We start from the raw sequence: 14275 nt of genomic DNA on the forward strand, positions 1-14275 counted from the left end.
AATATAAAGCAGTACCACACGTCATAATCAGCATCTTCACGCAACCGTAGCCACACATGACCAACAGCACCACCGCCAGCACGATGTCCGCCGCCGCACCGACCACCACCCGGGAACTGAAGAAAGGCAGCCTCGCCACCTTGCGCGAGCTGCTGCCCTTCCTCGCGCCGTACAAGCGCCGCTTCGCCATCGCCGGTATCGCGCTGCTAGTGGCGGCCGGCGCCACGCTGGCGATTCCTGCGGCCTTCAAGCAGATGATCGACCTTGGCTTCGGCGGCGGTGCGCGCAGCATTCAGCACGTGGATCTGGTATTCCTCGCGCTGTTCGGCCTTGCCACCGTGCTGGCGCTGGCAACGGCGGCGCGCTTTTACAGCGTGTCGTGGCTGGGCGAGCGCGTGACGGCCGACATCCGCGCAGCGGTCTATAACCACGTCGTTACGCAAAGCCCGGAATTCTTCGAGACCACGCAGACCGGGGAAGTCCTGTCGCGCATCACCACCGACACCACGCTGATTCAATCGGTGGTCGGCACCAGCATCTCGATGGCGCTGCGGAATATGCTGCTGTTTATCGGCGGTCTGGTGATGCTGTTCGTGACCAGCCCAAAACTGTCGGCCATCATCATCGGCCTGCTGATTTTGACCGTGCTGCCGATCGTGATGTTCGGCCGCCGCGTGCGCAAGCTGTCGCGTGATTCGCAAGACCGCGTGGCCGATGCTTCCGCCATGGCCGGCGAAATCCTCAACGCCATGCCGACCGTGCAGGCATTCACTCACGAGAAAATTGAATCGCAACGTTTCGGCGGCTCGGTCGAAGGTGCATTCCAAACCGCGATGAACCGCATTCGCGCGCGCGCCGTTCTCACCATGCTGGCAATTGTGCTGGTGTTCGGCGCGATTGTGTTCGTGCTGTGGCTGGGCGCCCACGCCGTGCTGTCGGGCGAAATGACGGGCGGCGACTTGGGCCAGTTCATTCTGTACGCCTCCATCGTGGCCGGCGCGATCGGCGCACTGTCCGAAGTGATGGGCGAGGCGCAGCGCGCCGCCGGCGCCACCGAGCGCTTGCTGGAGCTGATGTCGGTGAAGTCCAAGATTCAATCGCCTGCCGTGGCGCTGCCATTGCCGCCGCGCGCCGCCAACGGTGCCGCGTTGAGCTTGAGTGACGTGGTGTTCTCTTACCCTTCGCGCCCTGAAACCCATGCGCTGAGCCACCTCGCTCTCGATATCAAACCGGGTGAAACGGTGGCGGTAGTCGGCCCGTCCGGCGCCGGCAAGACAACCCTGTTCCAACTATTCCTGCGTTTCTACGATCCGCAAAGCGGCAGCATCAAGCTCGATGGCGTCGACATTACTCAGCTGGATCTGCACACGCTGCGCGGCGCCATCGGCATCGTGCCGCAAGATACCGTGATCTTCTCGGCCAACGCGATGGAAAACATTCGCTACGGCCGCGCCGACGCCACCGATGAAGAAGTGATCGCCGCCGCCAAGCTGGCCGCCGCGCACGAATTCATCGAACGCCTGCCACAAGGCTATCAATCCTTCCTCGGCGAGCGCGGTGTGCGCTTGTCGGGCGGCCAACGCCAGCGCATTGCGATTGCGCGCGCACTGCTGAAAAACCCGCCATTGCTGCTGCTGGACGAAGCCACCAGCGCCCTGGATGCGGAATCGGAACGCCTGGTACAGAAGGCCTTGGAAGCGGCGATGGTCGGCCGCACCACCGTCATCATCGCCCACCGCCTGGCGACCGTGCAGCGCGCGGATCGCATCATCGTCATGGAAGACGGTAAAATCGTGGAAACCGGCACGCACGCATCGCTGGTGGCGCTGGGCGGCATCTACGCCAATCTGGCGGCCCTGCAGTTCCATAACGTGCACGTGGAGCATTGAGCGTATCTTTCAGGAGCACGCCATGACCGATGCAGAATTGAAGCAACGCTGCCGCCAGCACTTGCCGGGCCATCGCGCACTGACGCCTGCCGAATTGTTCGCGGCCATGGGCGACTGGTGCCAGGCGCGCGATATCGCGCATGATGTCTATGGCAGCGGCACGCTGATTCAGGACTTTGAGCAGAAGGTCGCCCGGCTGCTCGGCCAAGATGCCGCAGTGTTTTGCATCACCGGCACTATGACGCAGGCCACGGCGCTGCGCATCGCTTGCGCGGAGCGCGGCAGCAAGCTGGTGGCCCTGCATCCAAGCTCGCACATCCTGAAGCATGAACGCGGCAATCATCAGTTGTTCGATCATTTCCATGCGCTGCAAATCGGCGATCCGCATCGTCCTTGGACGTTGGATGAACTGAAGGCGATTCCCGATCAACTGGGCGCGGTGTCGCTGGAACTTCCGGCGCGCGAGATCGGCGGCCAGTGTCCAAGCTGGGATGAACTGGCGGAGATAAAGGCTTACTGCCGCGACCAAGGCATTCACCTGCACATGGACGGCGCGCGTTTGTGGGAAACAGCGGCGGCTTATGGCCGTTCGGCCGGCGAGATTGCAGCGGGCTTCGATAGCGTCTACGTTTCGCTCTACAAGGGCATCGGCGGCATGGGCGGCGCGGTGCTGGCTGGCAGTGCCGCTTTTGTCGCCAAGGCGCAGGAGTGGTTCAAGCGCCAAGGCGGCAATGTCTACCAGCGCACGCCCTACGTGGTGGCTGCGGCAATGCAGTTCGATGCGCGGCTGGCGGCGATGCCGGACTACTTCAAGCGCACGCAGTGGCTGTACGAAACGCTGCGTGACTACCCGCTGCTGACGCCCAATCCGGCGCAGCCGCATGCGAATATGCTGCACTTGCATTTGCCGGTGAGCCGCGAGCGCGCGCTGGAGATACGCAATCAAATCGCGGAACAGCACAGCATTTGGCTGTTCAACGGCGCTAATCATGCGGCGCTGCCGGGCCGCTGCTCGGTCGAGCTTTACATCGGCGACAACTTACTGCACCTGCCGGATCAGCGTGTGCGCGAGATTCTGGCCTTGTGGTCGGACGCGCTGACCAACTAATTCTTTGGATTTCACATGACTTTTCAAGCACTGGGTCTGATCGACCCTTTATTGCGTTCACTGGAGTCGCTAGGCTACAAGCAGCCTACACCAGTTCAGAAGCAAGCCATTCCTGCCGTGTTGGCGGGCCGCGATGTAATGGCGGCGGCGCAAACCGGCACCGGTAAGACAGCTGGTTTCGCGCTACCTATTTTGCAGCGTTTGACGCTGGACGGCGCGACTGCACCGCAGTGCGTCCGCGCGCTGGTGCTGGTGCCGACGCGCGAATTGGCCGAGCAGGTTTTCGAAAGCTTCCGCAGCTATGGCGGTAATTTGCCGTTGCGTAGCGCGGTGGCGTACGGCGGCGTCGACATCGCGCCGCAAATCAACAAGCTTCGCAAAGGGCTCGATGTGCTGGTGGCGACGCCGGGCCGCTTGATCGACTTGCACGACCAGGGCGTGATCAGTTTCGAGCTGCTACAAACGCTGGTGCTGGATGAAGCAGACCGCATGCTGGATCTGGGCTTCGAGCGCGATCTGGATATTTTGCTGGAGGCTTTGCCTAAGCAGCGTCAGACCTTGATGTTCTCGGCGACGTTCTCCGATGCGGTACGCAAGCTGGCCAAAGGCATGGTGCGCGATCCGGTGCAAATTCAAGTTGAAGCGGCGAATACGGCGGTCAAGACGGTTAAGCAGTGGCTCGTGACGACCGATAAGCGCCGCAAGCCGGAGTTGTTCCTGCATTTGCTGAATAAGCTGGGCTGGGCGCAGGCGCTGGTATTCGTCAAGACGCGCAAGGGTGCGGAGGCTTTGGTCAAGGAGTTGCTGGAGCATGGCCTCACCGCTGATGCCATTCATGGCGATAAAACGCAGCCTGCACGTTTGCGCGCGCTGGATCGTTTCAAGCGCAAAGAGGTGCAGTTGTTGATCGCCACCGACGTAGCAGCGCGCGGTCTGGATATTGAGGCGCTGCCGCTGGTGGTGAACTTTGATATGCCAAGCGTGGCGGAGGATTACATTCACCGTATCGGCCGTACTGGCCGTGCGGGCATGGCTGGTGAGGCGGTGTCGCTGGTGTGTGCGGATGAAGTGGACATGCTCAAGGCGGTGGAAACGCTGACGCGGCAGGTCATCCAGCGCTTTGAGGAAGCAGGCTTCGAAGCCGATCACCGCGTGCCGGAAACCGCACCTAAAGGCAGCGCTGCACCGGCACAGAGACTGTCCCCACCGCGCGCCGGCAAGGCGGCAGGCAAGCCAGCTGCAAGCGCCAAGCGCCCTGCTGCTGGCGCGTCCACGGCGGGCAGCAAGCCGGCAGCGGCCGTCGTCGCTCGCCCAGCGGGCGGTAACGAGTCGCTCGGCACTTACATCCCACCGGAGAAACCATCAAAATCGTCGGGCCGCGACCGCGCGATCAGCGATGAGCCAAACTTTGGCCACAAATCCGGCGGCAAAGGCAAAGGGCCGCGCGCAAGCGGGCCTGCTGGCGGCTTTGGCGGTGGATCGCGTGGCGCTGGCGGCGGTGCGCCGAAAGGCGCGGTGGTGGTGACCAGCGGCCGCGGCGCCAAGTCGCAGGCCCGTGTCGCGGGCCGCGCTGCGGCGCAACCGGGCGGACGCAAATCCAAGCCGGGTTCGCGCTGAACGCCGCCCTGCTAAAATAACCATCTTTGAGCGACACCCCACGTTGGAGAACTGAATGCAGCAGTACAAGGAATTGATCCAAACCGTCATCGACACCGGCAGTTGGCAAGACAACCGCACCGGCATTCGCACCTTGAGCGTGCCGGGCGCGATGATGCGCTTCGACCTGACCAAGGGCTTCCCGGCCGTGACGACCAAGAAGCTCGCATTCAAATCCGTCGTGGGCGAGTTGTGCGCCTTCCTGCGCGCCTCGCGCAGCGCCGCCGACTTCCGCGCGCTGGGCTGCAAGGTCTGGGATCAAAACGCCAACGAAAACCAGCAATGGCTGGACAACCCATACCGCCTGGGCACCGACGATCTGGGCCCGGTCTACGGCGTGCAGTGGCGCCAATGGCCCGGCTACAAAGTAATCGACGCCGATCAGGAAGCCCAACTGGCCAACGCACAAAAGAACGGCTTCACCGTGGTCGCGCCGATTGAAGAAAACGGCGTAAAGAAAGTCCTGCTCTACAAAGCGATAGACCAGCTGCGCGAGTGCCTCGACACCATCGTCAACAACCCGGGCAGCCGCCGCATCCTGTTCCATGGCTGGAATCCGGCCGTGCTGGACGCTGTCGCCCTGCCGGCTTGCCACCTGCTCTACCAATTCATCCCGAATCCGACCACCAAAGAACTGTCGATGTGCCTCTATGTGCGCTCTAATGATCTTGGCCTGGGTACGCCATTCAACCTTGCAGAAGGCGCAGCGCTGATGCACCTGGTCGGCCGCCTGACCGGCTACACGCCGCGCTGGTTCACCTACTTCATCGGCGATGCGCACATCTACGAGAACCACATGGAAATGGTGCAGGAACAGCTGACGCGCGAGCCATTCCCGCTGCCGCAGCTAATCATCTCCGATCGCGTACCGTCGTTCGCGCAAACTGGCAAGTACGAGCCAGAGTGGCTGGAAAAAATCGAACCATCCGACTTCGCGCTGGAAGGCTACCAGCACCACGCACCGATCACCGCGCCCATGGCAGTATGATGCAGCTGGATTTTGTACCCGGCACCCTGTGCGATGAGCGCATGTGGGGCCGCCTGCTGCCGCTGCTGGGCGACGGCTTTGCGTTCAACCATATCCCGCTGCACAAGGCCCGCTCGCGCGAGCAAATGCAAGAACTGATCGGCGCGCACGCTGCGCCGAAAGCTAATCTGGTGTCATTCTCGCTGGGCGCATACCTGGCGGTGGAATTCGCGCTGGCGCATCCCGAGCGCGTGAACTCGCTGGTCATCATCGCCAGCTCCGCCAAGGGATTGCAGGAAAAAGAAAAAGCCACGCGCCTGCGCATCATTCCGCAGCTGGAAAAAAACCACTACACCGGCATGACGCAAATGCGCCTGCGTGAAATCCTCGCACCCGAACACATGGACGATCCAGCGATAGTCGACGTGATCCAGACGATGGCCGTAGAACTGGGCAAAGACGTCCTGCTCACCCAATTCCGCACCACCATCGAACGCCCGGATCTGATGAGCCGCACCGGCGAGCTACACTGCCCAATGATGGTGGTCGCCTCCGCGAATGACAAACTAGTCGCCGTCACCGACGTCAGCGAAATCAAACAACACTACCCAGCCGCCCAGCTCCACATCCTAAGCGAAGGCGCCGGCCACATGATCCCCCTGGAAGCCCCCCAAGCGCTAGCAAACCACCTGCTAGCCTTCTACAATTAAGAACATGAGTAAACTCACCATCATCGTCGCGACTGATGCCCAGCGGGGCATTGGGATTAATAACACGCTGCCTTGGAAGCTGCCGGAGGATCTGGCGCATTTCAAACGCCTCACCACCGGCCACCCGATCATCATGGGCCGCAAGACTTTTGATTCGATCGGCCGCCCGCTGCCCAACCGCCGCAACATCGTCATCACGCGCAACGCGGAATGGCAGCATGACGGCGTGGAAGTGGTCGGCTCGATTGAAGCCGCTATCGCGCTGCTCGGCGGCGCTGAGGGCTACGTCATCGGCGGCGCGGAGATTTACAAGCAGTCACTGCAACTGGCCGAACAGTTGATTATCACCGAGATCGCCCACACTTTCGATTGCGACGCGTTCTTCCCTGAGCTGGACGCCAGTGCATGGCAAGAAACCGCGCGCGAAGAACACGCCTCCGAGGCCTCCGGTTTGAAGTACGCATTTGTCACCCTGTGCCGCAAGGCCTAAGTTTTACTTTTAGTTTTAAGGATACCCATGTCTGGTCAAGGCTTCCACGTGCACGGCCCGCACGATCACGCTGTCGAACACGCCGCACACGGCAATGACGGCTTCTCCAACAACATCGCCGTGATGACGGCCATCCTCGCCACCGTCGGCGCGGCTTTCGGCTATCTCGGCGGCGCAACGCAGAACGACGCCGCCCTGTTCAAGAACAACGCCGCCATCGACAAGACCCAGGCCGCCAACAGCTGGAACTACTACCAGGCCAAGTCGGCCAAGCAAAACCTGGCCGAGCTGGCCATGACCCTGCCCGGCGTCGATCCTAAGCGCTACGAGGCCGAAGTGGCCCGCTACAAAAAAGAGAAGGAAGACATCAAGAAGGACGCCGAAAAGTGGGAGGAATCCTCTAAAGAGTGGAACCACAAGTCGGACGAAGCGATGCACCAGCACCACCAGTGGGCACTGGCCACCACCGCCGAGCAGATCGCCATCTCGCTGGCCGCCATCACCCTGCTGACCCGCAAGAAATGGATGATGGGCCTGGCCTACGGCGTGGCCGGCGTCGGCATCATACTCGGTGCGCTGGCGTGGTTTGGTGCCCACTAAGTGTTCACTAAGTGCTCACCAAACAACGTTTCATGAAAGGCATGGCGCCGTTGTAATAAGGGCGTCATGACAAGCGTTCATTCTGTTACGATAATTTTTTCCCGCAGAGCCGCTATTTCTGCGAGAATCCCGTTCTTATTTTTTTGCGGCCTACCGGTCGCGCCCTAGTCCGCCCCTCAACACATGTCAGGGGCGGCTTGCTTTTTTGGAGACATGCATGAAATTTCGTTTCCCCATCGTCATCATTGACGAGGATTTCCGTTCCGAGAACACGTCCGGCCTGGGCATTCGCGCCCTTGCCGATGCAATGGAAAAAGAAGGCATGGAAGTGGTGGGCGTGACCAGCTACGGCGACCTGGCCCAGTTCGCCCAGCAGCAATCGCGCGCGTCGGCCTTCGTGCTGTCGATCGACGATGAAGAATTCGGCACCGGCTCGGTAGAAGATACCGACACCGCGCTGAAATCGCTGCGCGCCTTCGTCGAAGAGATCCGCTACAAGAACGCCGACATCCCGATCTACCTGTACGGCGAAACCCGCACCTCGCGCCACATCCCGAACGACATCCTGCGCGAGCTGCACGGCTTCATCCACATGTTTGAAGACACGCCGGAATTCGTGGCGCGCCACATCATCCGCGAAGCCAAGTCCTACCTGGACGGCTTGGCGCCGCCGTTCTTCCGCGCGCTGGTGGAATACGCCAACGACGGTTCCTACTCGTGGCACTGCCCGGGCCACTCGGGCGGCGTGGCCTTCCTGAAATCGCCGATCGGCCAGATGTTCCACCAATTCTTTGGCGAGAACATGCTGCGCGCCGACGTCTGCAACGCGGTGGAGGAACTGGGCCAGCTGCTGGATCACACCGGCCCGGTTGCCAAGTCCGAGCGCAACGCTGCCCGCATCTTCAACGCCGACCACTGCTACTTCGTCACCAACGGCACCTCCACCTCGAACAAAATGGTGTGGCACTCGACCGTCGCGCCTGGCGACATCGTGGTGGTTGACCGCAACTGCCACAAATCGATCCTGCACTCGATCATCATGTGCGGCGCGATCCCTGTGTTCCTGATGCCGACGCGTAACCACCTCGGGATTATCGGCCCGATCCCGCTGGAAGAGTTCTCGATGGAGAGCATCATGCGCAAGATCGAAGCCAACCCGTTCGCGCGCGACGCCGTGAACAAGAAGCCGCGCATCCTGACCATCACCCAATCGACCTACGACGGCGTGGTCTACAACGTGGAAACCCTGCGCGAAATGCTGGACGGCCAGATCGACACCCTGCACTTCGACGAAGCCTGGCTGCCGCACGCCACCTTCCACGACTTCTACAAGAACATGCACGCGATCGGCAAGGACCGTCCGCGCGCGAAAGAGTCGATGATCTTCTCGACCCAGTCAACCCACAAGCTGCTGGCCGGCCTGTCGCAGGCCTCGCAAGTGCTGGTGCGCGAATCGGAAACCGTCAAGCTGGACCAGGACGCCTTCAACGAAGCCTACCTGATGCACACCTCGACCTCGCCGCAGTACTCGATCATCGCCTCGTGCGACGTCGCCGCCGCGATGATGGAAGCACCGGGCGGCACCGCGCTGGTGGAAGAATCCATCCTGGAAGCACTGGACTTCCGCCGCGCCATGAAGAAAATCGATGCCGAATGGGGCAAAGACTGGTGGTTCAAGGTGTGGGGCCCGGACGAGTTCGCCGAAGAAGGCATCGGCTCGCAAGCCGACTGGATCTTCACCGAGCAGAGCAAGGAATGGCACGGCTTCGGCGACTTGAAGCCGGGCTTCAACATGCTCGACCCGATCAAGGCCACCATCGTCAACCCTGGCCTGTCGCTGGACGGCAAGTTCGACGAGACCGGTATTCCTGCGTCCATCGTCACCAAGTACCTGGCCGAGCACGGCGTGATCATTGAGAAGTGCGGCCTGTACTCGTTCTTCATCATGTTCACCATCGGCATCACCAAGGGCCGCTGGAACACCCTGCTGACCGCGCTGCAGCAGTTCAAGGACGACTACGACAAGAACCAGCCGATGTGGCGCATCCTGCCGGAATTCGCGGCCGCCAACCCGACCTACGAAAAGATCGGCCTGCGCGACCTGTGCCAGCAGATCCACGATTTCTACAAGGCCTACGACGTGGCGCGCCTGACCACCGAGATGTACCTGTCGGACATGGTGCCTGCGATGAAGCCGTCCGACGCGTTCGCCAAGATGGCGCACCGCGAAATCGAGCGCGTCGCCATCGACGAGCTGGAAGGCCGCATCACCTCGATCCTGCTGACGCCTTACCCACCGGGCATTCCGCTGCTGATCCCGGGCGAGCGCTTCAACAAGACCATCGTCGACTACCTGCGCTTCGCGCGCGACTTCAACGAGCGCTTCCCGGGCTTCGAGACCGACGTGCACGGCTTGGTCAAGCGCGAAGTAGACGGCAAACGCGGTTACTTCGTGGATTGCGTCAAGCAATAAACCCCGCATACCACAGCAAAAGCCCGATCCATTGTCGATCGGGCTTTTTTTTTTGCAAATTTCAACATGAAACAGACACATTTCTAGAAAAAAACTTCCGTAAACTCCTTAATAAGTTCACCTAAACCGAGCTCATCTTCGGCCAATTTCGCCTAAAAAAATAGCAATACCTCAATGTTGCAGCGCATCATTAAAAACGCGCTTTTCTTGCCCAAAAAAATTATTTTACAATCGACCCCATGTTAAATGATTCCTTGGGGAAACTAATGAAATTGGGAAACTTGCGGTTACCGTTGGCCGCCATCTGGTTACTAGGGCTAGCTGCGTGCGGCGGCGGCAATCAAGACACTACCGCACCGGATGCCGCTCCTAGCAGCATGACCGCCGCCCGCGTGGTCATGGGCGGCACTACCGCAACTGCCACCACCAACGTCGCCATCACGCCGGCACAAGCATCGCGCTTCCTGGCGCAGGCTACTTTCGGCCCGACCGAGAAATCGATTGCAGAAGCAGCGGCCATGGGCCAGGACGCATGGATTACGGCGCAATTCGCCAAGCCGCGCACCAGCCACCTGGCCAGCATGAACTCGCTGGCCGGCGTGGTCGGCGGCGAGGCCAACCTGACACAAAACAACTTCCTGGAAAGCTTCTGGAAACAGGCCGTCACCGGCGACGACCAGTTGCGCCAGCGCGTGACCTTTGCCCTGTCGCAGATTTTCGTGGTCTCGAGCCAGCACGACTCGCTCTGGAAGTACCCGCGCGGCATCGCCAATTACTACGACCTGCTGTCCAAGAACGCCTTCGGCAACTTCCGCGACCTGCTGCAAGACGTCGCCACCAACCCGATGATGGGCATCTACCTGTCGCACCTCGGCAGCCGCAAGGAAAGCGCGACCCGCATGCCGGACGAGAACTTCGCGCGCGAAATCATGCAGCTGATGAGCATCGGCCTGTACGAGCAGTACCAGGACGGCACGCTCAAGCTCGCCAACGGCAAGCCGATCGAAACCTATAGCCACGACGATGTGATGGGCTTGGCCAAGGTATTTACCGGCTTTAGCTGGGGCGGCGCCGACAAGTCCGACGCGCGCTTCTACAGCCAGATCAAGGACTCGACGCGCGAGATCCTGCCGATGCAGGGTTACCCGGCCTTCCACTCGACAGCGGAAAAGCGCTTCCTGGGCCGCACCATCCCGGCCGGCGGCACGCCCGAGGCGGATCTGAAGATCGCGCTCGACACCATTTTCGCCAACCGCAACGTCGGCCCCTTCATCGCGCGCCGCCTGATCGAGCGGCTGGTCACCAGCAACCCGAGCCCGGCCTACGTGGCGCGCGTCGGCCTGACCTTCAACGACAACGGCCAGGGCGTGCGTGGCGACATGAAGGCTGTGATCCGCGCCGTGCTGATGGCGCCCGAAGCGCGCTGGGGCGGCGTCCCCGGCCTGACCGCGCCGCCCAAGGTGCGCGAGCCGGTGATCCGCGTGGCCAACTGGATGCGCGCGTTCAACGTGACTTCCAAGTCCGGCCGCTTCCTGATGTTCAACACCGACAACCCAGTGGTCTACCTCGCGCAGACCCCGATGAGCTCGCCATCGGTGTTCAATTTCTACCGCCCCGGCTACATCCCGCCCAACTCCGAGCTGGCGGCGCAAAACATGTCCGCGCCGGAGCTGCAAATTGCCCACGAGACCACGGTGATCGCCTATCTGAACTTTATGCGCTACGTGGTGGCGTGGGGCACGGGCGGCAGCAATGGCGTGAACGACATCATGCCCAACTACACCGCCGAGAAGGCGCTGGCCTACCAGCCCGAAGCGCTGGTCGACCGCGTCAAACTGCTGGTCATGAACGGCAACATGTCGGCCAGCCTGCGCAGCCAAATCCTGTCCGGCCTGAAGTCGATCGCCGAGCCGAATCCGAACAACGCCAGCGACGTGACCGCCTTCCGCGACTCGCGCGTTGCCCTGGCCATTTTCCTGGCGATGGCCTCGCCGGAATACATCGTGCAGAAATAAGGACTATCCCATGAGCAACCAAGAATTTTCGCGCCGCCGCTTCCTCGGCTCCCTGCTGGCTGCGGCCGGCGCCAGCGCTGCCCCGTTCGCGCTCAACCTCGCCGCCATGGGCTCGGCCGCCGCCGAGAACGCCAGCGACTACAAGGCCATCGTCTGCCTGTTCATGACCGGCGGCAACGACGCCTTCAACACCGTGGTGGCCACCGACCCGGCTTCGTGGAGCGAATACCAGCGCCTGCGCGGCGGCGCCGACAACGGCCAGATGGCCCTGCCCGCGCCGGGCCTCGGCAATGGCCTGCTGCCGATCACGCCCAACACCCCGCAAAGTGGCCGCAGCTTCGCACTGCACCCGGCCATGGCCTCGCTCAAGGCCGTGTTTGACGGCGGCCGCGCCGCCATCGTCGCCAACGTCGGCACGCTGGTACAGCCGACCACGCTGGCCCAGTACAAGGCCGACTCGGTGGCCCTGCCACCCAAGCTGTTCTCGCACAACGACCAGCAGGCGGTATGGCAGTCGGGGGCGGCCGAGGGCGCCAGCAGCGGCTGGGGCGGCCGCATGGCTGACCTGCTAGCGGGCGGCAACAGCAACGCGACCTTTACCAGCATCTCGACCTCGGGCAACACCGTATTCCTGGCCGGCCGCAACGTGCGCCAGTTCCAGATGAACCCGTCCGGCAACCCGGCGATCGAGCTGCTCAACGGCCAGCTGTTCCATACCACCGCGACCGGCAACCCGCTGCAATCGATCATTACCGCCACCAGCGCCGACCCGATGGAGAAGGAATACGCCACCATCACCCAGCGCGCGATCGCCACCCAAGGCGTGCTGGCCAGCGCGATCCCGCCGGCCGGCGCCGGCGGCGTGGCCGACCCGGGCACCTACATCAGCCCGGTGACCCGGCAAGCCACCGCCAACCCGCTGGCCAAGCAGCTGCAAATGGTGGCGCGCACCATCGCCGGCCGCAGCGGCCTGGGCGCGAAGCGGCAGGTGTTCTTTGTCAGCATGTCCGGCTTTGACACCCACAGCGGCCAGCTGGACACGCACGCCGAGCTGCTGGCCAAGGTCTCGCACGCCATCGCCTATTTCGACGGCGTCATGGCCAGCCTGCAAGGCACCGATATGCGCCAGCAGGTGACGCTGTTCACCGCCTCCGACTTCGGCCGCACCTTCGCCAGCAACGGCGACGGCACCGATCACGGCTGGGGCTCGCACCACTTCGTGGTGGGCGGCGCGGTCAAGGGCAAGGATATTTACGGCGCCTTCCCGCCAAGCGGCGAAGGCCACGCGCTGGACGTCGGCTCCGGCGCACTGCTGCCGACCATCTCGGTCGATCAGTACGGCGGCACCTTGGCCAGCTGGTTCGGCCTGTCGGACAGCCAGGTTGCCAGCGTGTTCCCCAACATCGGCAACTTCAGCACCCGCAACCTGGGCTTTATGAAGGCTTAAGCCGACACTGCCACGACCAGAGTCGCCACGTAGCCATCGGTGGTGTTGCCGGTGATGGTGGCCATCTGCAGCGAGTAGCCGTCGCTGAAGACGTTGTCGGTGGCGAAGCTGATCGCTGCGAGGTTGCGCACGCTGGCGCTGTAGCCGCTGGTGGCGTACACCTCTTGGCTGGTCGCCACCGGGAAGGTGAACTGCGAGGTCTTGATGCGGCTCGACGCCGTGCTGGCTTTCGCCAGCGACGGGTAGACCTCGAAGTGCACGTGCGGCACGCGGCCCGAGTAGCAGCCCGGATAAATGGTGGTGATGGTGAGGTTGCCGTTGCTGTCGGTCTCCTGCACGCCGCGCAGGTAGTTCTGGCTGGTCACGCCGCTCGAATACAGCGAGTAATTGCCATCGCGGTCGCAGTGCCACAGGTAGACTGCGGCATTCGCCAGCGCCGCGCAGTTGTTGTTGGCGTTGACGATTTGCAGCTTGATGGTCAGCGGTACACCGGCCGCCGTGCCGCTGGCGCTGCCGAAGCTGCTGCGGATATCGCTGCGCACCACGCCCGACTGGGTCAGCACGTTCACCACGCCGCTGCTGTTGCTGTTAGTGCCATCGGCTGGATACGGGCCGCCGGTTTCTTCCGGGATCACCGAGCACGAACCTGCGGTTGGCGTGGTGGTGGTCGTGGTGGAAGTGCCGGTGGTAGGCGTGGTGGTAGTCGCCGTCGACGTAGTGGTAGTGGTGCTGCTGTCGCTGCCGCTGGAACCACCGCCGCAACCCAGCACCGGCAAGGCCGAAGCGCCGGCCAGCAGCCAGCGCAAAGTCTGGCGGCGGTCGCTGTTCAGGTTGAGCATTGCGGTCAGGTCGGCCGCCAAGCTGTGTTCGTGATGATCGTCGTGAGAATCCATGCCTACTCCTACTTGGGTGAGAAAGCC

Annotated in this window: 11 protein-coding genes; 10 read left to right on the plus strand and 1 reads right to left on the minus strand. The window is 62.2% G+C overall.

All coding sequences use genetic code 11. The annotated features are described in order from the left end of the window. The first annotated feature begins 56 nt into the window (after window positions 1-56). From GTP45_RS11885 to GTP45_RS11930, 10 genes are all read left to right on the plus strand, one after another. Window positions 57-1889 (plus strand): ABC transporter transmembrane domain-containing protein, encoded by a 1833-nt coding sequence (locus tag GTP45_RS11885; protein ID WP_161014055.1) that lies wholly within the window; start codon window positions 57-59, stop codon window positions 1887-1889. Between the two features lie 22 nt (window positions 1890-1911). Continuing rightward, entirely contained in the window at window positions 1912-2997 is a 1086-nt protein-coding gene (locus GTP45_RS11890; protein ID WP_161014056.1) for a threonine aldolase family protein, read from the plus strand. A 15-nt stretch (window positions 2998-3012) separates the two neighbouring features. Further along, window positions 3013-4614, plus strand: coding sequence for a DEAD/DEAH box helicase (locus GTP45_RS11895; RefSeq protein WP_161014057.1), 1602 nt, complete (start codon window positions 3013-3015; stop codon window positions 4612-4614). A 55-nt stretch (window positions 4615-4669) separates the two neighbouring features. After that, entirely contained in the window at window positions 4670-5641 is a 972-nt protein-coding gene (locus tag GTP45_RS11900) for a thymidylate synthase (protein WP_161014058.1), read from the plus strand. Continuing rightward, window positions 5638-6330: an alpha/beta fold hydrolase gene (locus GTP45_RS11905; protein WP_161014059.1), complete on the plus strand. Its 693-nt coding sequence runs from the start codon at window positions 5638-5640 to the stop codon at window positions 6328-6330. Before GTP45_RS11900 ends, GTP45_RS11905 begins: the two co-directional genes overlap by 4 nt. A 4-nt stretch (window positions 6331-6334) precedes the next feature. Then, window positions 6335-6820 (plus strand): dihydrofolate reductase, encoded by a 486-nt coding sequence (locus GTP45_RS11910; protein WP_161014060.1) that lies wholly within the window; start codon window positions 6335-6337, stop codon window positions 6818-6820. A gap of 27 nt (window positions 6821-6847) precedes the next feature. Continuing rightward, a complete protein-coding gene (locus GTP45_RS11915; protein ID WP_161014061.1) occupies window positions 6848-7420 on the plus strand; it encodes a DUF4337 domain-containing protein in 573 nt (190 codons plus the stop codon). A 217-nt stretch (window positions 7421-7637) separates the two neighbouring features. After that, window positions 7638-9893 (plus strand): arginine/lysine/ornithine decarboxylase, encoded by a 2256-nt coding sequence (locus tag GTP45_RS11920; protein ID WP_161014062.1) that lies wholly within the window; start codon window positions 7638-7640, stop codon window positions 9891-9893. Window positions 9894-10159: 266 nt separating this feature from the next. Then, entirely contained in the window at window positions 10160-11908 is a 1749-nt protein-coding gene (locus tag GTP45_RS11925; RefSeq protein WP_161014063.1) for a DUF1800 domain-containing protein, read from the plus strand. A gap of 10 nt (window positions 11909-11918) precedes the next feature. Continuing rightward, window positions 11919-13355 carry a DUF1501 domain-containing protein gene (locus tag GTP45_RS11930; RefSeq protein ID WP_161014064.1) on the plus strand — a complete coding sequence of 479 codons (1437 nt, stop codon included), beginning with the start codon at window positions 11919-11921 and terminating at the stop codon, window positions 13353-13355. Here the strand turns inward: GTP45_RS11930 and GTP45_RS11935 are convergent. Continuing rightward, a complete protein-coding gene (locus GTP45_RS11935; RefSeq protein ID WP_161014065.1) occupies window positions 13352-14248 on the minus strand; it encodes a dioxygenase family protein in 897 nt (298 codons plus the stop codon). The genes GTP45_RS11930 and GTP45_RS11935 overlap by 4 nt on opposite strands. Between the last annotated feature and the right edge of the window lie 27 nt (window positions 14249-14275).

It is taken from the genome of Duganella rivi (assembly GCF_009857435.1).
Taxonomy (GTDB): Bacteria; Pseudomonadota; Gammaproteobacteria; order Burkholderiales; family Burkholderiaceae_D; genus Rugamonas; species Rugamonas rivi.

Excerpts from the sequence above, each read along its gene's own strand:
- GTP45_RS11905 (WP_161014059.1), top strand. The coding sequence starts at position 5,638 with ATGATGCAGCTGGATTTTGTACCCGGCACCCTGTGCGATGAGCGCATG.
- GTP45_RS11930 (WP_161014064.1), top strand. The coding sequence starts at position 11,919 with ATGAGCAACCAAGAATTTTCGCGCCGCCGCTTCCTCGGCTCCCTGCTG.
- GTP45_RS11895 (WP_161014057.1), top strand. The coding sequence starts at position 3,013 with ATGACTTTTCAAGCACTGGGTCTGATCGACCCTTTATTGCGTTCACTG.
- GTP45_RS11925 (WP_161014063.1), top strand. The coding sequence starts at position 10,160 with ATGAAATTGGGAAACTTGCGGTTACCGTTGGCCGCCATCTGGTTACTA.
- GTP45_RS11920 (WP_161014062.1), top strand. The coding sequence starts at position 7,638 with ATGAAATTTCGTTTCCCCATCGTCATCATTGACGAGGATTTCCGTTCC.
- GTP45_RS11885 (WP_161014055.1), top strand. The coding sequence starts at position 57 with ATGACCAACAGCACCACCGCCAGCACGATGTCCGCCGCCGCACCGACC.
- GTP45_RS11900 (WP_161014058.1), top strand. The coding sequence starts at position 4,670 with ATGCAGCAGTACAAGGAATTGATCCAAACCGTCATCGACACCGGCAGT.
- GTP45_RS11910 (WP_161014060.1), top strand. The coding sequence starts at position 6,335 with ATGAGTAAACTCACCATCATCGTCGCGACTGATGCCCAGCGGGGCATT.
- GTP45_RS11890 (WP_161014056.1), top strand. The coding sequence starts at position 1,912 with ATGACCGATGCAGAATTGAAGCAACGCTGCCGCCAGCACTTGCCGGGC.
- GTP45_RS11935 (WP_161014065.1), bottom strand. The coding sequence starts at position 14,248 with ATGGATTCTCACGACGATCATCACGAACACAGCTTGGCGGCCGACCTG.
- GTP45_RS11915 (WP_161014061.1), top strand. The coding sequence starts at position 6,848 with ATGTCTGGTCAAGGCTTCCACGTGCACGGCCCGCACGATCACGCTGTC.